Origin of the sequence: Nocardia sp. NPDC127579 (genome assembly GCF_042672005.1) — a bacterium.
Taxonomy (GTDB): Bacteria; Actinomycetota; Actinomycetes; order Mycobacteriales; family Mycobacteriaceae; genus Nocardia.
In genome coordinates, this window is sequence record NZ_JBHXVZ010000001.1 from 1446036 (window position 1) to 1467257 (window position 21222).

17 protein-coding genes are annotated in these 21222 nt (G+C 69.2%); 5 read left to right on the top strand and 12 right to left on the bottom strand.

Annotated elements, in window-relative coordinates; translation table 11 throughout:
• Positions 1 to 199: 199 nt before the first annotated feature.
• Together ACFVMC_RS06205 and ACFVMC_RS06210 are read right to left on the bottom strand one after the other, a co-directional pair.
• Positions 200 to 2800 (bottom strand): DUF6049 family protein, encoded by a 2601-nt coding sequence (locus ACFVMC_RS06205; protein WP_379207335.1) that lies wholly within the window; start codon positions 2798 to 2800, stop codon positions 200 to 202.
• Positions 2797 to 3336 (bottom strand): NUDIX hydrolase, encoded by a 540-nt coding sequence (locus ACFVMC_RS06210; protein ID WP_379207337.1) that lies wholly within the window; start codon positions 3334 to 3336, stop codon positions 2797 to 2799. The genes ACFVMC_RS06205 and ACFVMC_RS06210 overlap by 4 nt, the downstream gene beginning before the upstream one ends.
• Positions 3337 to 3433: 97 nt before the next feature.
• Here ACFVMC_RS06210 and ACFVMC_RS06215 point away from each other — a divergent pair, with 97 nt between their 5' ends.
• Complete coding sequence (locus ACFVMC_RS06215; protein ID WP_379207339.1) at positions 3434 to 4894, top strand: CCA tRNA nucleotidyltransferase; 1461 nt, start codon at positions 3434 to 3436, stop codon at positions 4892 to 4894.
• Here the strand turns inward: ACFVMC_RS06215 and ACFVMC_RS06220 are convergent, their stop codons facing one another.
• The 5 genes from ACFVMC_RS06220 to ACFVMC_RS06240 form a co-directional block, all read right to left on the bottom strand.
• Complete coding sequence (locus ACFVMC_RS06220) at positions 4895 to 5641, bottom strand: hypothetical protein (RefSeq protein ID WP_379207340.1); 747 nt, start codon at positions 5639 to 5641, stop codon at positions 4895 to 4897. It lies immediately after the preceding gene.
• Between the two features lie 38 nt (positions 5642 to 5679).
• Positions 5680 to 9285, bottom strand: a complete 3606-nt coding sequence (locus ACFVMC_RS06225; RefSeq protein ID WP_379207341.1) for a hydantoinase B/oxoprolinase family protein — start codon at positions 9283 to 9285, stop codon at positions 5680 to 5682.
• A 61-nt stretch (positions 9286 to 9346) separates the two neighbouring features.
• Positions 9347 to 11533, bottom strand: a complete 2187-nt coding sequence (locus ACFVMC_RS06230; protein WP_379207343.1) for a tetratricopeptide repeat protein — start codon at positions 11531 to 11533, stop codon at positions 9347 to 9349.
• A 164-nt stretch (positions 11534 to 11697) separates the two neighbouring features.
• Positions 11698 to 12162, bottom strand: a complete 465-nt coding sequence (locus tag ACFVMC_RS06235) for a hypothetical protein (protein ID WP_379207344.1) — start codon at positions 12160 to 12162, stop codon at positions 11698 to 11700.
• Between the two features lie 124 nt (positions 12163 to 12286).
• On the bottom strand, positions 12287 to 14305 hold the full coding sequence (locus ACFVMC_RS06240; RefSeq protein WP_379207345.1) for a M13 family metallopeptidase: 2019 nt from the start codon (positions 14303 to 14305) through the stop codon (positions 12287 to 12289).
• Positions 14306 to 14419: 114 nt separating this feature from the next.
• Here ACFVMC_RS06240 and ACFVMC_RS06245 point away from each other — a divergent pair, with 114 nt between their 5' ends.
• Positions 14420 to 14776 carry a PEP-utilizing enzyme gene (locus tag ACFVMC_RS06245; RefSeq protein ID WP_379207347.1) on the top strand — a complete coding sequence of 119 codons (357 nt, stop codon included), beginning with the start codon at positions 14420 to 14422 and terminating at the stop codon, positions 14774 to 14776.
• On the top strand, positions 14773 to 15399 hold the full coding sequence (locus tag ACFVMC_RS06250) for a hypothetical protein (RefSeq protein WP_379207349.1): 627 nt from the start codon (positions 14773 to 14775) through the stop codon (positions 15397 to 15399). Before ACFVMC_RS06245 ends, ACFVMC_RS06250 begins: the two co-directional genes overlap by 4 nt.
• Here the strand turns inward: ACFVMC_RS06250 and ACFVMC_RS06255 are convergent.
• The 4 genes from ACFVMC_RS06255 to ACFVMC_RS06270 all read right to left on the bottom strand — a co-directional run bounded on the left by ACFVMC_RS06255 (position 15396) and on the right by ACFVMC_RS06270 (position 18990).
• The gene (locus ACFVMC_RS06255) at positions 15396 to 16313 is read right to left on the bottom strand and encodes a helix-turn-helix domain-containing protein (protein ID WP_379207350.1); all 918 of its coding nucleotides are present in this window, start codon (positions 16311 to 16313) and stop codon (positions 15396 to 15398) included. The genes ACFVMC_RS06250 and ACFVMC_RS06255 overlap by 4 nt on opposite strands.
• Positions 16314 to 16406: 93 nt before the next feature.
• Positions 16407 to 17612, bottom strand: a complete 1206-nt coding sequence (locus tag ACFVMC_RS06260; protein ID WP_379207352.1) for a cytochrome P450 — start codon at positions 17610 to 17612, stop codon at positions 16407 to 16409.
• Between the two features lie 140 nt (positions 17613 to 17752).
• A complete protein-coding gene (locus ACFVMC_RS06265; protein WP_379207354.1) occupies positions 17753 to 18130 on the bottom strand; it encodes a DUF397 domain-containing protein in 378 nt (125 codons plus the stop codon).
• Positions 18127 to 18990, bottom strand: coding sequence for a helix-turn-helix domain-containing protein (locus ACFVMC_RS06270; protein ID WP_379207356.1), 864 nt, complete (start codon positions 18988 to 18990; stop codon positions 18127 to 18129). The genes ACFVMC_RS06265 and ACFVMC_RS06270 overlap by 4 nt, the downstream gene beginning before the upstream one ends.
• 131 nt (positions 18991 to 19121) lie before the next feature.
• Between ACFVMC_RS06270 and ACFVMC_RS06275 the strand changes: the two genes are divergently transcribed.
• On the top strand, positions 19122 to 19622 hold the full coding sequence (locus tag ACFVMC_RS06275; protein ID WP_379207358.1) for a hypothetical protein: 501 nt from the start codon (positions 19122 to 19124) through the stop codon (positions 19620 to 19622).
• Positions 19623 to 19686: 64 nt separating this feature from the next.
• On the opposite strand, the gene ACFVMC_RS06280 is transcribed toward ACFVMC_RS06275, so the two are convergent.
• Entirely contained in the window at positions 19687 to 20475 is a 789-nt protein-coding gene (locus ACFVMC_RS06280; RefSeq protein WP_379207360.1) for a pirin family protein, read from the bottom strand.
• Between the two features lie 258 nt (positions 20476 to 20733).
• Between ACFVMC_RS06280 and ACFVMC_RS06285 the strand changes: the two genes are divergently transcribed.
• On the top strand, positions 20734 to 21204 hold the full coding sequence (locus ACFVMC_RS06285; protein WP_379207361.1) for an NUDIX domain-containing protein: 471 nt from the start codon (positions 20734 to 20736) through the stop codon (positions 21202 to 21204).
• Positions 21205 to 21222 lie beyond the last annotated feature (18 nt).

Sequence of the window (21222 nt, forward strand, 5' to 3'; positions counted from 1 at the left end):
GCTCCCAGGGTGCCGCGGGCGCCCGGCGGGCGTTTGTCCCGTCGGGTCTGTCGTCGGGTCCAGCGGGATGAGCGGACAATTCATCGTCGCTCATCATGCCTCCTGTACCGCGCCGGACCTACGCACCCGGCGTGCCCGCCACCCGGCGTTTCGCCGTTCGAGCTCTCCCCCATTGTGCACACCGCTCAGTGCGGTCCGCTCAACTCTCCTCACGCAGCGCTCGTTTCCGTGCCCGCAGATAGCGGTTGACGCGACGCCGGGTCTTCGGATCGAACCCCTCGTCGGCCGGGTCGGGTTGTCCCCGGAACCGGTGCCACAACCGGCGCCCGGCCAACAGGAACAACAGCAATCCAGCGCATCCGGTCATTATCGCCAACGTCTGGCCGTAGGCGTTCGAGCGGACCGAGACCGAGGTCGGATGACCGAGAGGTATGCCTTCGGCTGTGGTAAGGGAGATGGGAATGACCAGGTAACGGCTGTCGTCGATCTCGGCCGGGATCTGGAATGACCGGGAGGCGTTGGGCGGCAACGCCTGTTCACCGATATCGGTGATCTTCGTCTCGCTGGGGGCTTCGATCCGGAACCGGACCCGGACGCTGACGGGCAGATCGTTGCGGGCCACCAGCAGCAGTGGGCTCTGTTCGGAGGCCAGGGTGTAGAGGCCGCCCGGCGGCAGCACCGTCACCGAGTTGTAGAGCTTGTCCACGGCGGTGGTGTTCTGGTCGACTCGCCGCTGCGCGAAGGTGTCGGGCTGGGTGGCGTTTCCGGTGCGGCGGTCCGAAAGACTGAGTACCCGGATCAGATCATCGCGCAGCGGGTCGAGGAATTCCCGTGGCGTCGGCTCGGCTTCGGGCACCTCGACCAGCGCGTCCAGCAGGTCGGTGATTCGCGCGGACTGGTCGCGGGCGGGCGGCACGAAACGGCTGGGTACCGCGTCGCGGGCGGCTTGCCCGAGGTAGTCCAGTTCGTAGGGCGCGGGATCGGGCTGTCCGGCGAGCAGTTCGGTGAACGGGCGCGGCGTCGCGAGATTGTTGCGGATCAGCAGGTCCAGCTGTTTGAGCAGGGCGGTGGCCTCGTCCTTGTTCGCGCCCCACTGCTGCGGCGGCATGAGCAGTTGTGAACGCGGGCGTCCGGCCAGCGGATTCAGCGCTGTCCAGGAGACCGCGCCGATCGCGTCCTGGAGCCGGGCGATGCGGGAGTCGATGGTGACGTCGTAGCGGACCCGGCTCGGTGTGTAGGACGGGGTCGGCGGATTCGAGCCGACCGCGGCGAGCGCGGTGGCCGACCAGATATCGAAGGGGGCGACCCGCAGGGCGGGATCCACGGGTGTCACCGGTTTCGAGGGGGTACTCGGCGTGGTGCTGGGTGCGGCGGAGGTCGAGGCCGGGGGGCTGGTGGTGGTCGGGCTCGATTCGGCCACTTCGGTATCGGGCGGACCGGTGTCCGGCGCGGTGATGCCGGGCACCCGGACCAGGTCGGGTGCGGCGGGTTCGGGCAGTGGTCCGCCGCGGTCGGTCGCGGCGTCGGGCAGGTCGCTGGTGCCGGCCGTGCCGACCGGCACCGCGGCGGTGTCGGCGAGGACAGCGGTGCGGAAGCCGTGGCCGCGCAACAGGGTTCCGGCAGCGTTGTCGATGCTGCCGGAATCGGGCAGGCTCACCCCGCGCACGGATTTGGTGGTCAGGATGGAGTCGACGATCTCGGCGGGCGCGCGCAAGGCGCGCGCGGACAGGTCCGGATCGTTCACCGCGGCCAGCGCGGACACGTCGACCTGGCCGAACGGCAGGGCCACCGTGCACACCGAGGCGGCGACCGTGCGCAGCCGGTCCAGCCATGCCTGCGCGGCCTCGGCGCCGGAGCCCGCGCGGGTCTGCCCGCCCGGATCCGACGGGCTGGCCAATACCCGGTAGCCCTTGGTCATGGCCTGCGCGGTGAGCAGCAGGTCCGGGTCGACGGCCACACAGATCGCCGCGGCCGGGCCGGTGCGGCCGCTGTTGCCGATCGCGTTCTCCAACGCGGCCAGCAACTGGTCGAGGCGACCGCCCCGGGCGAGCGAGGCGGCGAGTTCGTCATCGGTCAGTTCGGCCGTGCGGTTCACCGCGCCGGGCTGACCGCCGACCAGGCGGGGACGGTCGGCCAGCGGCCAGATCAAGGTGGTGGCCACCGGCACGTCGGCCGGTGCGGGCGCGGCGGGCTCGCCGTCGGCGGGCGGCAGACCCAGCACCGGCAGCAGAAAACGGGCGTCGTCCAGGCGGGCCTGGCTGCCGTAGGCCGGTTCCCCGTTGACGTTCAGCAGCAGCGGATAGACCCCGGCCTGGGTCAGGCCGAGCGAGTCCGCTTCGCTGCCGCGCAGCGCGATGCTCAGCGTGAACTGTTTGCGCTGACCGGGACTCAGCCGTTCGGCCACGTCCTCGAACGGGCCGGTGACCTCGTAGTTGATCTGGTCCAGGCGCAGCGCGTAGCGCAGATCGCTGGGTGTGGTCACCGCGGCGGCGCGCTGGATGCGGACGCTGATGTCCTCGACCACCCGGTCGCCGATATTGGTGACGGTGCCCGACACGGTCAGCCGGGGATCGCTGGTGGTGGTCACCGTGGACGGCGACACCGAATCCAGCGACAGCTTCAGGAATTTCGGGGTGGAGGCATTGTTCGACCCGCTCGGCTGTGCGTTCGCGAGCACCGGTGTCGCGAATACCGAACCGATCAGGATCAGGACCGCCACGACAATCCGTACCAGGCCCGCCCGTCGCCCGACCGCCACCTCCCACGGAATCGCTTCGCGATGCGGGAACCCCTGAATCATTGCTTGCCGGTCTCCATCCGGTCGATCAGTTTGTTCGCGACCTCAGCCAACCGCCGCTCGTCGGCATAGGCGAGCCGGGAACCCAGTTCGCTCAACGGAACCCAGTCGACCTGGGTGACTTCCACATCGGCGTCGGACAACTCACCGCCGACCGATCGCAGGAGATAATGATGCACGGTCTTGTGTACCCGGCGACCCTCGGTCACGAACCAGTAATCGATACTGCCCAGTTCGGCGACCACGACACCCTGGATGCCCGTCTCCTCGGCCACCTCGCGGATCGCGGTCTGCTCGGGCGTCTCCCCCGCCTCGATATGGCCCTTGGGCAGCGACCACAGCAGCCGGCCCCGGCGATCGGTGCGGCCGATCAGTGCGGCACAGCGCTTTTCGCCGGGCCCGTCGAGCCCGTCGACCACCAGACCACCGGCGGAGGTTTCCCGCACGGTGCGCATGCGCGGTTTCGGCGCGGCGTTGGGGGCCGAACCGCGGCGCCGAGGCTGGCGGCGTCGACTGTTCGCACGATCGGCCGGAGACACCAAGCAAGCTTAGATGGTGGCCGCCGGACCACCGGACTCGGCGGCGGGCATCCGCGCGCTTAGGTCCTGGTGGCGCTGGTCGGTAAGCTGCCGTTTCGTGGTTTCGCCCAAGTCCGAGGATGCAGCACTGGATCGACGTACCCGTTTGCTGGCCGCCGCCGCGGTCACCCTGGGCGGGTTGTCGGATGTGCTGACGCCGCTGGGCGAGCTGTTCGCGGCGCGCGGTCATCAGCTCTATCTGGTCGGCGGCAGCGTGCGCGACGCGGTGCTGGGGCGGCTGGGCACCGATCTGGACTTCACCACCGACGCCCGGCCCGAGGTGGTGCAGGATCTGCTGCGCGGATGGGCCGATCATCTGTGGGATACCGGCGGGCTCGTGTTCGGGACGGTGAGCGCGGCCAAGGCGGGCCAGCAGTTGGAGATCACCACGTTCCGCAGCGACAGCTACGACCGGGTCTCGCGCAACCCCCAGGTGACCTTCGGCGACACGCTCGAGGCCGATCTGGTGCGCCGGGATTTCCGGGTCAACGCCATGGCGGTGCGGATCCTGGCCGACGGGACATTGGAGTTCGTCGATCCGCTCGACGGCATGTCCGACCTGCTCGCGGGCGTGCTGGATACGCCTGCGGCGCCCGAGGATTCGTTCGACGACGATCCGCTGCGCATGCTGCGGGCCGCGCGGTTCGTCGCGCAGCTCGGGTTCGACCTGCATCCTCGGGTGCGCGCGGCGGCCACGGCGATGGCCGCGCAGATCGATCGGATCACCGCGGAGCGGGTGCGCGCCGAGCTGGACAAGCTGATCGGCGCGCAACATCCGATCGACGGCATCAACATCATGTGCGAGACCGGGCTGGCGCAGCGGGTGCTGCCCGAGGTGCCCGCGATGAAGCTGGAGATCGACGAGCACCACCAGCACAAGGATGTGTACTGGCATTCGCTGACCGTATTGCAGCAGGCGATCGATCTGGAGGAGGGCGATCCGGACCTGGTGCTGCGCTGGGCCGCGCTGCTGCACGACATCGGCAAGCCGGACACCAAGCGCAACGAGGCCGGCGGCGGCGTCAGCTTCCATCACCACGAGGTGGTCGGGGCGAAGATGGTGCGCAAGCGGATGCGGGCACTGAAGTATCCGAAGCAGTTCACCGAGGACGTGGCCCGGCTGGTGTTCCTGCACCTGCGGTTCCACGGCTACGGCAAGGGCCAGTGGACGGATTCGGCGGTGCGCCGCTATGTCACCGACGCCGACGATCTGCTCCCCCGGCTGCACAAGCTGGTGCGCGCCGACTGCACCACGCGCAACAAGCGGCGGGCCGCCGCGCTGCGCGCCACCTACGACGATCTGGAAGCTCGGATCGAACGGATCCAGCAGGCCGAGGATCTGGCGAAGGTCCGGCCCGACCTGGACGGCAACGCGATCATGGAGCTGCTCGGGCTGCGGCCGGGGCCGCAGGTCGGTAAGGCGTGGTCGTATCTGAAGGAGCTGCGGTTGGATCGTGGCCCGATGACCCGCGACGAAGCCGAGGCGGCGCTGCTCGAGTGGTGGAAGACCCAGAACTGATCAGAAGATGATCAGGGTGGTGCCGGTGACAATGGCCGAGCGGATCTGCGCGAGATCGAACGAGCCGGACATCTCGGGTAGTTCGACGCGGAAGCGGACCAGGTCGCCCTCGCGCGTGGCCGAGTTGATCCGGGCCTGATTCGGCAGGCCGTCCAGCAATACCGCGGGTGCGGTGATCAGCTTGCGCGGCAGGCGCATTCCCCACCAGCTGGCTTTGTCGATCGTCAGGCTGAGCAGGTTGTCCGTGACGCTCGCGTCGGCCAGGACGGTGAGTTTGCGGGTGCGATGTCGAGCCTGGATCAGGCCGCTCTCGTGCACGCTCAGTTCCCACTCCAGGCCGCGTTCGTTGAGCCAGCCGACCAGGGCGGTGGTGGTGACGGTGCCGTTCAGGTCGAAACGCTGGGCGCGGAGCTTGGTCGGCACGCCCGGAATCAGCCGAACGCCGTGCGCGATCAGGGTGACCGATTCGATGGTGTGACTGTCCCAGAGCATGCGGGACAGCACGGTCTTGGTCTGGAAATGCGCGCCGCGGCGGCGGACCTTGAGTACCTGGAGGGTGGCGTGCAGGTCGTGGCCGAGCAGGGTGGCGGTGATCTCCTGGCCGCCGAATCGGCTCAGGATGCCTTCGCTGAGCATGGTCATCAGCACGTCCGGCAGCAGCGCGGTGACGGTGCCCGCGCCCAGGTCGGCCATTGCCTCGACCGCCCGAAGCGGCGACCATGACTTCGGATCGAAATACGCGGCCATGATTGCTCCGAGCGTACCGGGCGCCGGTGGCCGGTCGATCAGCTGCCGTAACCGCCGCCGCCGGGGGTCTCGATGACCAGCACGTCGCCGGGGCCGAGGTCGGCCGAGTCCGCGCCCGTCAACGGCTGCACGGTCCCGTCGGCCCGTTCCACCCGGTTGACGCCCAGCGCCCCCGGTGCGCCGCCCGCCATGCCGTAGGGCGGCACGCGCCGATGACTCGACAGGGTCGAGACGGTGACCGCCTCGGTGAATCGGATCCGGCGCACCCCGCCGTCGCCGCCGCGCCAGTGTCCGTCGCCGCCGCTGCCGGTCCGTACCGAGAATTCCTCGAGCAGCACCGGCAGTCGCCACTCCAGCACCTCGGGGTCGGTGAGCCGGGAGTTGGTCATATGCGTCTGCACCACCGACGCGCCGTCGAAGCCGTCGCCCGCGCCCGATCCGGAGCCGATGGTCTCGTAGTACTGGCAGCGGTCGTTGCCGAAGGTCACGTTGTTCATCGTGCCCGCGCCTTCGGCCTGGACCCCCAGCGCGGCGTACAGCGCGCCCGTGATCGCCTGGGAGGTCTCGACATTGCCCGCGACCACCGCGGCCGGCGGCTCGGGGGCGAGCATGGAACCGGCGGGCACCACGATGCGCAGCGGCCGCAGGCAGCCGTCGTTGAGCGGGATGTCGTCGGCGACCAGCGTGCGGAAGACATACAGCACCGCCGCGTTCACCACCGCGTACGGCGCATTGAAGTTGCGGTCCAGCTGATCGGAGGTGCCGGTGAAATCGATGGTGGCGGACCGATTCTCGCGATCCACCGTGATCCGTACCCGGATGACGGCGCCGAGATCGGTCTCGTAAGCGTATTCGCCGTCGTCGAGCGCGTCGATGACGCGGCGCACCGCTTCCTCGGCATTGTCCTGTACGTGGCGCATATAGGCCTGGACCACGTCGAGCCCGAAGTGCTCGATCATCTTGGCGACCTCTTCGACGCCCTTGGCGTTGGCCGCGATCTGCGCGCGCAGGTCCGCGAGGTTGGTGGCCGGATTGCGGGACGGGTAGGCCGCCCCGGTGAGCAGCCGATGGGTTTCGGCTTCCCGGAAGCGGCCGTTCTCGACCAGCAGCCAGTTGTCGAAGACGACGCCCTCCTCCTCGATCCGGCGGCTGTTCGCGGGCATGGAACCGGGTGCGATGCCACCGATCTCGGCGTGATGTCCGCGCGAGGCGACATAGAACAGGATGTGGGTGCCGGCGTCGTCGAAGACGGGCGTGATCACGGTGACATCGGGCAGGTGGGTGCCGCCGTGGTAGGGATCGTTGACGGCGTAGGTGTCGCCCGGTCGCATGGCGTGTGTGCCGGTGCGCCGCCGGATCACCTCTTTCACGCTGGTGCCCATCGAGCCCAGGTGCACCGGGATGTGCGGCGCGTTGGCGACCAGGTTGCCGTCGGGGTCGAACAGCGCGCACGAGAAGTCCAGCCGCTCTTTGATGTTCACCGACTGGGAGGTGGATTCCAGGCGCGCGCCCATCTGCTCGGCGATCGACATGAACAGGTTGTTGAAGACTTCCAGCAGCACCGGGTCCGCGGCCGTGCCCGCGTCCGGCTCCAGTGCGGCGGCAACACGTTCCAGGACAAGGTGTCCGATATCGGACACGGTGGCCTGCCAGCCGTCGTCGACCACGGTGGTGGAGTTCGCCTCGGAGATCACCGCGGGGCCGGCCACCGCCGCGCCGGGCGTCAATTCCGCACGGCGGTACAGGGATACCGTGCGCCAGGCGCCGCCGGTGTGCAGCCGCACGGACTCCGGCCCGGCGGCGACGGTACGAGGCACCAGCCCGGACAGCTCGGGTGCTTCGGTGACGCCGGTCGCCTCGATCGAGAGCGCCTCCACCACGATCGGGCGGTCCAGGGTGAACGAATAGGTGCCGCGATGCCGGGTTTCGAACTCTCCGGCCATGGTGTCCGGTTCGGTGAACGGTACCGAGATCGCGGTATCGGTGCCGTCGTAGCGCAGTTGCGCGCGCCGCGTCACCCGAACACGTTGTTCCGGAACGCCTTCGGCGCTGAGTTCGGCGCGCGCCGCGGCTTCGAGTCCATCGGCGATCTCGGTGACCCGCGGCATGGACGCGGCATCCAACGGCAGTTCGACCGACTGCTCGCGCATGGCGGTGGTGTCGGCCAGCCCGATGCCGAGCGCGGACAGCACACCGGCCAGCGGCGGGACCAGCACTGTGCGGATGCCGAGGGAATCGGCTACGGCACAGGCGAGCTGGCCGCCCGCGCCGCCGAAGGTGGTCAGCGCGTACCGGGTGACATCGTGACCCTTCTGCACCGAGATCCGTTTGATCGCCGCCGCGATATTGGCGACCGCGATCCGCAGGTACCCCTCGGCGACCTGTTCCGGGGTGCGGTCGTCGCCGATCCGCGCGGCGAGTTCGGTGAACCGGTCACGCACCAGCGCGTCGTCCAGGGGCTGGTTCCCGTCCGGGCCGAAAACGGCAGGGAAGTACCCGGATTGGATGCGTCCGAGCATCACGTTCGCGTCGGTGACGGTCAGCGGCCCGCCGCCGCGATAGCAGGCCGGACCCGGGACCGCGCCGGCCGAATCGGGGCCGACGCGATACCGGCTGCCGTCGAAATGCAGGATCGAGCCGCCGCCCGCCGCCACCGTGTGGATGTCGAGCATCGGCGCCCGTAGCCGCACCCCCGCGATCTGGGTGGTGAACACGCGCTCGTACTCCCCCGCGAAATGCGAGACGTCGGTGGAGGTTCCGCCCATGTCGAAGCCGATCACGCGGTCGAATCCGGCGAGTTGCGACATGCGCACCATACCGACGATGCCGCCGGCCGGACCGGACAGGATCGCGTCCTTGCCCCGGAACTGCCCGGCCTCGGTGAGGCCGCCGTTGGACTGCATGAACATCAGCCGCACCCCGGCCAGCTGCTCGGCGACCTGCTCGACATAGCGGCGCAGCACCGGCGACAGGTAGGCGTCGACGACAGTGGTGTCGCCGCGCGGCACCAGCTTCATCAGCGGGCTGACCGCGCTGGACAACGAAATCTGGGGGAAGCCGAGCCCTTCGGCGACCGCGCCGATCCGCTGCTCGTGCTCGGGATAGAGGTGGCTGTGCATGCACACCACGGCAACCGCGCGAATCCCGTCGGCGTGGGCCTGGCGCAGCTGCTCGGCGAGCGCGTCGAGATCCGGCGGGGTCAGCACCGTGCCGTCGGCGGCGACCCGTTCGTCGACCTCGATCACCCGCTCGTGCAACAGTTCCGGCAGCACGATCTCCCGCGCGAAGATTCGCGGCCGGTTCTGGTAGGCGATCCGCAGCGCGTCCCGGAAGCCGCGCGTGATCACCAGGACCGTGCGTTCCCCCTTGCGTTCCAGCAGCGCATTGGTGGCGACGGTCGTGCCCATGCGTACCGCGTCGACCAGTTCGCCGGTCGGCTCCCGTCCGGTCGCGGCGGCCAGGATCTCGCGGATTCCCGCCACCGCCGAATCGGCGTAGCGCGCCGGGTTCTCCGACAGCAGCTTGTGGGTGACCAGCGCGCCGTCCGGTCGCCGTGCCACCACATCGGTGAACGTGCCGCCCCGGTCGATCCAGAACTGCCACCCCGATGTCCCGCCCGCCGGTGTCGTTCCCGCCTCGGTCACCGAAATCTCCTGCTCCTCGCCCACCTGCCGACCCGGGCACGATACCGAACGGCGGCGCCGCTCAATCGTCGTCGGGCTCGCGCTCGCCGAGCGCGAAGGGGACCGTGGGCGGCATATCGACGGTGGTCAGCGCCGCGACGGCGGCCTCGGCGGCGCGGGTGTCGGGGTGTTCGACGCCGAGGACGCGCCGCCGCGCCTGATAGACCTGATTGCCCAGGCGGATGGCCGCGTGGACGCGGCCCTGCTCGGCGTAGAGCGCGGCCAGGTCGGCGGCGGTGGCGAGGCTGCGCGGATTGTCCGGCCCGAGCATCTGCCGGTAGGACGCGAGCACCTGCTGGTATTCGGTTTCGGCCTCGTCGAGCCGACCGCGCAGCTTCAGTACCCGGGCCAGATTGTGGCCGGTACGCAAGGTGTCCGGATGTTCGATCCCTTCGACCCGGCGGCGTGCGGTGAGCACCGCGCGGTACTCCTGTTCGGCCGCGGCCAGGTGGCCGCGCTGTTCGAGCAGCCACGCCTGACCGTGCCGGGTGCGCAGCGTATCCGGGTGTTCGAGGCCGAGAATGCGGCAGCGCGCCGCGTACACCTCGGCATAGGCGGCTTCGGCTTCGTCCCAGCGTCGTGCGTCGGTCCAGCAGTTGCCGAGCTTGTGGTGTGCCATCAGGGTGGCCGGATGTTCCGGCCCGAGGACTCGCCGGCGCAGCTCGAGCACCTCGCGGTAGACGACCTCGGCGGCGTCGAGCCGCCCCTGCTGCCGCAGCGACCAGCCGAGCTGATGGCGGGCATCGATGGTGTGCGGGTGCTCGGGGCCGAGGATGCGTACCGCGATCCGGTGGCAGGCCTCCAGTACGGACACCGCCTGCGCGTAGGCCCCGGCCGCGTTGAGGTGGCGGGCGCTGAAGATGGCCAGGCGGGCCGCGCGGGCCACGGTGTCGTGGTCGGCGTCGGCGGCCGGGCACAGCCGCAGCGCCGCCGTACCGTGCGCGACCATGCGCTTCCAGCGCAGGAAGGTGGAGTGCGCGAACGGATCGAAGCGGCTGCCGTCCTCGCCCTGCTCGCTGACCTCGGTCACCGCGTACTCCATCACCTCGACCAGCAGGCCGAGGTAGGTGGAAAGCTGGCCGGCCGAACGCAATTGGTCCAGCCCGACCTCGCGGATCAGCGGGTGCAGATCGACCATGAAGACCGGGGTGCGGGCCTCGGCCTGCTCGAGCCGCCGCAGCTCGATCAGGTGCCGGTCGGCGAGTTCGAGCAGCCCCTCACGGACCGCGTTGCCGTCGGCGCCGTGGAAGGGCGTGCTGTCGGCGAGCTTTCGCGGATGCAGCACCTCCACGGGGACCACGGCGTCGTTGAAACAGGCGAGCAGCCACAGCAGCGGTCTGGCCAGCGTGTCGCCGTGGTAGGCGATCTGGCTCAGCGAGGTCGATACCACCTCCGAGATCGTTGCCACCAGCTTCTGTCCCGCGCTGGCCGAGCGCGGCACCGCGACCCGCTCGGCGAGTGCCTGGCGGTACGCGTCGAAGGTGCGTAGCGATTCGTCCCCGGGCCAGGTGGGGCCGGAAAGCGTTGCCTTGAGGTCGTTTCCGACCAGGGTGAGTGCCAGCGGCAGGTAGCCGAGCCGGGCGGCCAGGCGCCGGGCATCCGCGGGCGAACCGGCTTCGGAACCGGCCAGATCGAGGAGGACGCGGGCGGCTTCGGCGGGATCGAGAACGTCCATGGCACAGCGTACTGCCCACGGACCCCAGGTTCGGGGCGAACCGTCTCGGCTGGTGACGATGACCGCGCCGTGTGGCGCGGCCGGCGCGCGCAGCCAGCCCGTGCCGTCGCCGACGGCCGCGTGCTGGGCGGCGAGCAGTTCCGGCCGGTCGGCTTGGTCGAGCACCAGCAGCCAGGGCACCTGCGATCCGTTCAGCCAGCGCCACAGCAGATCCGGCGCGGAAGCCAGGCCGGACCAGGCGGCCCGCACCTTCGCGTCGTCGATGCCGAGACTGATCGCCACCTGCCGCATGCCCAGGCTCAGCTGCGAGGGTGTCGAGGCATCCACCCGCCAGGTCAGGATGCCGAGCTCGTGCGCCTGCCGCGCGACTTCCAGTGCGACCGTGCTCTTGCCGCAGCCGCCCGGCCCGTGCAGCACCCGCACCCGACCTCGCGCGTGGCCGAGAACCAGTGCGTCCACCAGGGTTTCGACCAGGGCGGCGCGACCGCGGACGATCGCGGGCAGCCGCCCGAACAGCGGTTCCACCGACACCATGCACGGTTCGTCGGCGTCGCGCTGCGCGATCGTCTGCAGGAAGATCTGATCTCGGTCGGCCCGGAACTCGTAGACCGTGCGCTGGTCGATCCCGATGCTCGAACCGGCACGTACCCCGGAGAAATGGACCGATGGCCTACGGTCCGGCGCGTCGGCTCCGGGTGTTACCGACGCGCCCGGGTGGGGTCCGGGTCCCGCTGACCCGCGCGCACTCGCTGTATCTCGATCTCGCCGTGGATCTTCGCATCGACAGCACGGACGCCGGTCCCGGTGGACTCGACCGAGCCGATCCGCAGGGCCGCCGCCTCGATGCGGTGCAGGTCGACGCCGATGGCGGGGCCGACGGTGGCGGCATGCGCCCGGACGGCGGCGATCACCGCCCGGGCGGCGTCGAGCAATTCGGTGTCCTGATCGGCGCCGGCCGCCGCCAGATCCTCCGCGAGCGATTCCCGTTTGGCCGCCGACTCCGGCTTGCGCTGCACGGGCGCTACGTCGATATCGCCGTAGCGCCCGCCCAGCAGATCCTTCAAGGCCGTGTAGGCGTCACCGATCGCCTGTGAGACGACCTGGGTCGCGCCCGCTCCCGCGCCCGCGGCGATCGCCGCCACGATCACCGTCACTGGTTCCATGGCAGTAATCGTGCCGACCAATCAGCTTGTGAGTCAACCGATTACAGGTAACCATCAGGTGCCCTGACCTGGGCGGACCGGTCGGTTCGCGGTGGTGGGATGACCGGCTGACCGTCCCGGTCGGCTACCAGATCCGAACCCGCTCGGCCGGTGCCAGGTACAGCGCGTCACCGGGCTCGACGCCGAACGCCTCGTAGAAGCTGTCGACATTGCGGACCACGGCATTGCAGCGGAATTCCGGCGGCGAATGCGGGTCGGTGGACAGGCGGCGGATCGCTTCCTCGGTACGGGCCTTGGTGCGCCACACCTGTGCCCAGCCGTAGAAGACGCGTTGCAGACCGGTGAGCCCGTCCAGCTCCGTCGCCTCGGCGCCGTCCAGTGAGATGCGGTACGCCTCCAGCGCGATGGACAATCCGCCCAGGTCGCCGATGTTCTCGCCGACGGTGAACGCGCCGTTGACGCGGTGGTCGTCGGAGAGCTCCTGCGGGGACAGCGCGTTGTACTGCTCGATCAACGCCTTGGTGCGCTTGGCGAATTCGGCCCGGTCGGCATCGGTCCACCAGTCGACCATATTGCCGTCGCCGTCGTATTTGGCGCCCTGATCGTCGAAGCCGTGGCCGATCTCGTGCCCGATCACCGCGCCGATCCCGCCGTAGTTGGCGGCGTCGTCGGCGTTCATGTCGAAGAACGGCGGTCGCAGGATCGCGGCGGGGAAGACGATCTCGTTCATGCCCGGGTTGTAGTAGGCGTTCACCGTCTGGGGGGTCATGAACCATTCGGTGCGGTCCACCGGGCCGCCGAGCTTGTTCAGGTCGCGGTCGTGGTCGGCGGCGTAGCCGCGGCGGTAGTTGCCGACCAGGTCGGCCGGGTCGATCTCGACCGCGGAGTAGTCGCGCCACTTGTCCGGGTAGCCGATCTTGGGGGTGAACTTCTCCAGCTTGGTCAGCGCGGCCTTCCTGGTCTCCGGGCTCATCCACTCCAGCTGGGAGATATTGCGGCGGTAGGCCTCCTGGAGATTGGCCACCAGTTCCACCATGCGCGCCTTGGCCGCCGGCGGGAAGTGCTGTGCCACATACAGCTTGCCGACGGCCTCGCCGAGCAGCGCCTCCACCAGCGAGACGCCGCGCTTCCAGCGCTCCCGGTTCTCCGGCTGACCCGAGAGGGTACGGCCGTTGAAATCGAAGCTCTCCTCGACCAGTTCGTCGGTCAGGTAGGCGGCGCGCGACCGCAGGATCCGCCAGGCCGCCCAGGCACGCCAGTCGTCGAGCGACTCCGCGGCCCAGGTCTGGGCGAAGGTGCGCAGGTACTCGGGCTGGCACACCACGACCTCGGCGAACAGTTCCGGACCCGGCTTCGCCACGCCCTCGCTCAGCGCGGAAGTCCAGGCGGTCCAGTCGAATTCCGGGTTGGCGGCGCTGAGCTCGTCGAAGGTGGTGAGGTTGTAGCTGAGTTCGGCGTCGCGGCGTTTGACCACGTCCCAGTGCCCCGCGGCGAGTTTGCGCTCCAGCTCGAAGACCCGCTGCCCGATCGAATCCAGGTCCTCGGGCAGCTGCCCGGCGACCCGCTCGTCGGCCGCCGCGAGGGCGAACATGCGCCCGATGTGGTCGATGTACTTGGCGCGGATCTCGGCGAATTCGTCCTGCCGGTAGTAGGACTCGTCGGGCAGGCCGATGCCGGACTGGCTGGTGTAGGTCACGTAGCGGGCGGAGTTCTTGTCGTCGGTGTTGACGTAGACCGCGACCGCGCCGCCGATCCCGGTGCGTTGTAACCGGCCGAGCAGCGCCGCGAACTCGGCGCGGTCGGTGACCGCGCGCACGGCGGCGAGCTCCTCGGCGATCGGGCCGAGCCCGGCCGCGGTGACCGCGGCGGTGTCCATGAAGCTGGAGAACAGATCGCCGATCTTGCGCGCATCGGTTCCGGCGGCCGCGGCTTCGGTGGCGGCGTTCTGGATGATCGCCTGCACGTCCAGCTCGGCCTGGTCGTAGAGCGCGCGAAAGGCTCCGTCGACCGAGCGGTCCGCGGGGATCTCGTAGGTGTCCAGCCATTTGCCGTTGACATGCGCGAACAGGTCGTCCTGTACGCGCACGGCGTCATTCAGGTGGGACAGATCGATACCGGAAGGGCTCGTCAGTTCGGAAGTCACGGTCTCCAGTATGCCGGTGGATCCGAACCGGCCGCCGGGCCCGAAGCCCGCGGCAGCAAGCGGCCAGCCACCGAGCTGTTGACTGAAACTCGATCGTCAACTTATGGTTGACGCATGGTGTCACCCTCCGATCCGATCGTCACCGGCGCACCGGCCAGCCGCGGCGTCGCCACCGGCCCGGCCCGGCTGGTGCGCGGCGTCGACGATTTCGACACGGTCCGGCCCGGCGACGTCATCGTCTGCCGGACCACCGATCCGGCGTGGACCGCCCTGTTCGGCATCGCCGCCGCGGTGGTGACCGAAACCGGATCGATACTGGCCCACGCCGCGATCGTCGCCCGGGAGTACGGCATCCCGGCCGTGGTCGCCGCCAAGGGGGCCATGTCGGCCGTGGCGAAGCACCAGGTGATCTCGGTCGACGGGACACACGGACAGGTGCACGCCGTCGACTCGGCCCGGTGGTCCCGATGACACACGTCTCCGAAAGTTCGCTGCTGACCCTGCACGCGATCCGCCTCGGCGGATTCGCCGACACGCGCGTCGTGGCCGACCGATATCGCATGCCGGTCGGCCTCGCCGAATCACACCTGCGGGATTTCCGGGAGCGCGGCTGGATCAGCCGGTTCAGTTTCGGGGGCGACGCGGGGTGGTCGCTCACCGAGAGCGGGCGCGCGGAGAACGAGCGCATGCTCGCCGCCGAGCTCGCCGAATGCGGGGCCCGGACGCCGGTCGAAGCCGTCTACCGCGAATTCCTCCCGCTGAACACACGTGTGGTGCGGGCATGCACGGCGTGGCAGCTAACGGTCCTGCCCGATGGCAGCATGCGGGACAACGACCACAGCGATATCCGGCGAGATGAGCAGATCCGCGCCGAACTGGAAAGCCTCGCAGCGGAATTGGCACCCCTGAGCACCCGGCTCACCGAACGACTGGCCCGGTTCTCCGGTTACGACACCCGATTCGCCGCGGCCGTCGCGCAGGCAGCCGACCGGCCCGAGCTGGTCACCGGCGCCGAATCCGATTCGGCCCATCGGATCTGGTTCGAACTGCACGAAGATCTGATCGCGACACTGGGTATCGACCGAGCCGCCTAGTGCGCGGATCTGCGGCGGCGCCGGAAATCCCGCGGTGTTTCGCCGTACTCGGATTTGAACGCTGTCGAGAATCCGGCGCTGGTGAATCCGGCGCGGGCAGCCACCTCCCCGATCGACAGCGGGTCGGCGCCCGCCAGCAGATCCCGTGCGGCGCGCAGTGCCTCGGTACGCCGGAGCTCCCGATAGGTGAGGCCGGTCTGATGCATGACCGAGCGCAGCTGGCGTGGTGACCAGCCGAGCGCCCGGGCCACCGCGGGCAGCCGCACGTCACCGGACCCGATATTGGCCCGCACGAATGCCCTGATGGCATCGACGGTTTCGGCCACATGGGCCTGCTGCGGCCCGACATCGCCGACGCGCATCAGGCACAGCAGTTCGGCGATGCGGTCACAGACGGCGTCGAATTCCAGGGTTGTCAGATTCGATTGTCCGGCAAGTGTGGTGGTGAGCATGCCCTGCACCACCCGGCCCAGACCCGAGGACATATCGAGCACCGTCCGGGCGGCGGCGCGGGCGGGCAGGCGCTGCTCGAACTGCGCGCGGGGCAGGCGCAGCGCGTAGGCCGTCGAATCGGGAAGCAGCACCCGGCAGATCCGGTCCAGCTCGAGGACGAACCCGCGCTGCGGCGCGACCCGGGTCAGCCGATCCGGCTGCCGGATGACGTATTCGCCCCGGCGCGGGAACACGATCCAGCAGTGCTCGGTCGAGCCACGCCGGATATGTGAACCGCTGCGATTCATCAGGTGCTCGCCGCGTTGCTGTGCGCGCAGCAGGGTGTAGCCCGAGGATTCCTGCACCGTGATCCGGGCCCACCAGTTGGCCGGATCACGGTAGCGATGCTCCGCCGTCAGGAAATGGTCGGTGACCTCGGTCCACACCGCTGCGTTCGCGACGGTCAGCTCGGAATACCGCATGGCGGTTGCTCTGTCGCTCTGATGCTCAACTCCGCTGCTCACTCGGTGGTGTTCCGAATGAAAGTCTGACAGATTCCCGCCCGGGGTGCCCGGTCAGCCGAGGGAGCGCAGGTGTACCGGCACGCAGAGCGGTCCGTTGGTCATGAACTGTGGCGCGTAAGGGATTTCGGCCGGATCACACACCAACCGCAACTCCGGGAACCGGCGGTACAGCGTGGCCAGTGCGATGTGGGATTCCAGGCGGGCCAGATGCGCGCCGAGGCAGAAGTGCGGACCGCGGCCGAAGGCCAGCTGATCGGAATGATCGCGGGCGATATCGAAGACCTGGGGATCGGCGTGCTTGCGCGGGTCGCGTCCGACGCCTGCGAACCAGCCCACGATCGCGCCGGCGGGGATATCGACACCGGCGATCCGCACGTCGGTCAGGGCGTACCGGTTGAACATGGCGCAAGCCGCGTTCCGGTAGCGCAGGGTCTCCTCGACCACCTCCGACCAGCGGTCGCCGTCCTTGGCTGTCGCGAGCTGATCGGGGTTGGCCGACAGCGCCACCACCGCGTTGCCGAGCAGATGCATCGTGGTCTCGTGTCCGGCCACGATGATGATCCACAGCATTTCGACCAGTTCGGCGTCGGTGATGCCGTTTTCGGGCTGGGCCCGCACCAGGTCGGAGGTCAGATCGTCACCCGGATCGCGGTGCTTGTCCTCGACCAGCCCGGTCAGATATCCGACCATCTCGCCCATGGCGGCCTGGGTTTGCTCGCCGCTGCTGGTGTGCGAGATCAGGGTGGCGGTCCAGCCGCGGAACTTGGCCTGATCGCCGGCCGGGACACCGAACAACTCGCAGATCACGGCGACGGGCAGCGGCATCGTGAAATGTTCGACGAGATCGATTTCGGGCTGGTCGGCGAATCGGTCGATCAGATCGTCGGTGAGCTGCTGGACGCGCGGCTGGAGCTGCGCGACCCGGGCGGGGGTGAACGCGCGGGCGATGGCACGTCGCATTCGCATGTGGTCGGCACCGTCCAGGTTGAGCAGGTGGTCGGCGTCGGTCAGGACGCGCAGCGGCCAGTCCGCCGGGACGGTTCCGTCGTGCATGGCGGGACAGTTCTTCGTGCTCTTGCTGAACAGCGTCCCGTCACCGGCGAGCACCTCCTCGACCGCCTGATGGCTGACCGCCATCCAGGCCTGGACGCCACCCGGCAGCTCGTAGGGAACGATGGGCCCGGTGCGGATCATCCGATCGAAGGTGTCGATAACGGGTTCTCCGGCGGTGGGCAGCTGGAAGAGCGACTCGGTCATGCGGGTCTCCGGTGGCGTAGTCGGCGTCTGACGGCACGTTCGATACGTGCTCGACGAGTGTGCGGCCGGTCGGGTACCCGGATCGACTCGAGCGGAATTCTCTGCCTCGCAGCGAAATCCGCCGGCGCGAATCCAAAATGTCAGTGCATCTGCGCGACCCGGTCGAACTCGCCGTCGCGGGCGCCCGCCAGGAAGGCGGTCCATTCGTCCGGGGTGTAGGTGAGGCAGATGTCGTGGTGCCGCAGGGTCGCGCCGCCGTCGGCGGTGGGGCGGGCGAGCAGCTCATCGTGGACGCGGCCGCGCAGCAGCAGCGTCAGGAATTCGGTCCAGACGCGCGCGGTGACGGTGATGACGGGTTCGTCGGCCCGGGGGTTGGCCGGATCGCGGCGATACTTACTGTCGCGGATGCGCACCGCGTCACCGTCGAAGCGGACCTCGACGCACTGGTTGCCATTGTTGGAGCGTGAGGATGTGAACCAGCCGATGCGGGCCGGAAACGGGCTAGCGGTGGTGGTCATGCCGAGGACTTTACCTCGGCATAGGTCCTGATCAGGGCCAATGATTCGGCGCGGGACAGGGATTGGTCCAGCGCGCGCACATAGGCGAACCCGAGATCGCGCACCAGTTCCGGATCCTCGACCGCGCCGCCGAACACCGAACTCTCCGCCCAGCCGAAGGTCGGCAGCTGCTCGACCGCGAAGTCGATCAGGTGGAAACTCGAGCCGCCGAGGATCGCGCCCGCGGTCGCGGCGAACGGGATGACCCGCACCGCGATGGTGTCGTATTTCTCCAGCAGCTCGATCAGATGGGCGAGTTGTCCGCCGAGCACCCGCGCCCCGCCGGTCTGCTGGCGCAGCGCCGCCTCCCCGATCACGGCGGTCAGCTCCACCGGATCCGGCCCGAGTAGTCGCTCCTGGCGGCGCATTCGGATCCCGACCAGCTGTTCCACCTGTACCGGCCGGATCATGACGTCGGCGCTGATCAGCGCGCGGGCATAGTCCTCGGTCTGGAGCAGGCCGGGCACGATCAGGCTGTCGTAGCTGCGGATGCTGTGCGCGCCGAACTCCATGCCGTAGAGGCGTTGCAGTTCCGGGCCGAGCAGCGCCGCGGATTTGGTCCACCAGCCGCGCTGCTTGCTGGCCTCCAGCAGATCGAGTAGTTCGGCGCGTTCCTCGACGGCGACCTCGAGTAGTTCGAGGACCGGGCCGATGGTGTTGACGGTCAGGACGCGGCGGCCCTTCTCCACATGCGACCAGTTGGCGGCGGTGAAGCCGACCTGTCTGGCGAAGCCAGCGGAGTCGAAGCCGCGCTGCTCCCGTAATTCCCGCAGGCGCAATACCAATTCCCAACGCGCGACGGTCGGCGAGACGGGTGCCATGGCTTGCGATGCTACGCCCGAGCGATTCGCCTGCGTGTGACTATTGTCAACCCTGGGGGCCGGAGCTACTGTCGCAACCGAGCTGGCCGTTCACCCGTCGATCGATCCACCGATGCATCGAGGCGAGGTTCATGAGTCCGTCGCGCATTGATCCCGGCAGTCCCGAAGGTTTCGCGGTCACCCAGGACGCTTTCGCCCGGTGCCGCAGGTATCGCAAGGAGCACGGCCTATACGGGGTGGTCGATGCCGCCCTGGGCCGAATCATGTTGGAGGTGGGGGCGGTCGGCGCGGTCGTCATGCCCGCTCCGCTCGGCGCCCGGGTGCGTGATCTGCTGGGCCGCGCGCAGGAGCACAGCGGTCCGGTCATCGCGCATCCGCGTTCAGGCCGCTGGACATTTCTGACCGGGCCCACCGATAACTCGTATCTGGATATGACGCTGTTCTCGGAGCTGTTCCGGGTGTGCGCCTCGGTCGCGCTGCCCGGCAGCCGGCTGGTGCTGCCCTCCCCCGCCGACGAGCAGGGTGGGTATCGGGTGTGGATTCATCCCCCGCACCGCGACTTTCGGCCACTGCTGGCCGACGTGGTCGCCGCGACTCGCGCGTGTTCGGCCCGCATCTCCGCCGGCGATTAGCTCGCACCGCTGTGTCGATTCGCGGGCCTGCGTGGTTACGCGCTCGGCTGTGGCCTTCGGGACCTCAGCTCGCGCCGCCGAGCCGCGCGTGCATCTCCCAGATGAGCACCTCGGCCGGTCCGTGCGCGGTGATTCGCTGGCCGCCGGATCTGGTCAGGCGCACGGCATCACCCTCGTAGAGCGGGCCGACGTCTTCCATCTCCACCTCGCCGCGCGCGACGAAGACGTGCAGATACGGCGCGTCGGGTAGTTCGATCACCTGCGGTGCGCCCTCGGCGCCCGGCATGCGCGCCACGTGGAACGCCGAGTGGCTGCTGTTGATCGCGATGGCGGTGCGGTCGCGATAGCGCGGCAGGCCCGAGGCCACCGTCACCAGTCCGCCGCCGGCCAGTTCGTCGTCGATCTCGAGTTGCTGGTAGCCCGGCGTCAGCCCCGGCTCGTCCGGCACCACCCACATCTGGACGAAATGCACCGGCTCCTCATGCTCGGCCGCGGTGTCCGACAGCCGCCAGGAGTCGTTCTTCTCCGAGTGCAGAATGCCGGCGCCCGCGCTCATGCGCTGGGCCAGGCCGGGATAGATGACGCCGCTGTGCCCCAGCGAATCCTGGTGCACCAGGCTGCCGCCGAGCACCCAGGTGACGATCTCCATATCCCGATGCGGGTGGGTGTCGAAACCCTGGCCGGGCAGCACGATGTCGTCGTTGTTGACCAGCAGCAGGCCGTGATGGGTGTTGTCGGGGTCGTAGTGCTCGCCGAAGGAGAAGGAGTGCTTGGAGTCCAGCCACGAGATGCGGGTCTTCATGCGGTCGCCGCCACGGTGGACGTCGATATGGGGAGTCGTGAGCGTGGACATCGGGGGTCCCTCCTTCTCCGACCTGCGTTTCCGGGTGGGAGCACCTCCGACGGGGTACCCCGGATTCCTAGTAGATTGTCCTGCACCGGGCATTTTAGCCAGCGACTTTCGGGTGAACGCAATGTGCACAGTGTCGCGTCGGCGACCGGGCGCCCGGCGCCGGTCGGGCGGAGTGTCGGCCGGTCGGGGGAGCGCGGGCCCAGGGCCAGTAGGGTACGCAAAATATCTGCGCGACAACGGAACCGGAGGTGATCGGGGATGCGAGCGGAGGAATTCGAGCGGGATCTCCGTGCCACCGCGCTGGCCGAGGGCATCACCGACTTCGTGGTGGGGGTCGCGGTCTTCCGCGAGCGCAAACTGCTGGTCGTGCGCCGAGTGCCGCACGCGCACTACGGCGGGTTGTGGGAATTGCCGGGCGGCGGCGTCGAGGCCGGGGAGACCTTCGCCGAGTGCGTTGCCCGGGAATTGGTCGAGGAGACCGGGCTGCGCGTGCGCGCCATCCGGACGTTTCTCGGGGGCGTCGACTACGCCACCCGCACCAAGGCCCGGGTGCGCAAGTTCTCCTTCACCGTCGACACCGAGCCGGGCGAGGTCACGCTGGCACCGGGCGAGCACGACGCCTACGCCTGGATCGACGCGTCCGCCCTGACCGTACTGCCTTTCGCGCCCGACACCAGCCAGACCGTGCGCGCCCTGGTGGACTCGCTCGACCAGCCGCACTCGGCCTGACCGATCGTCGGTGACGGG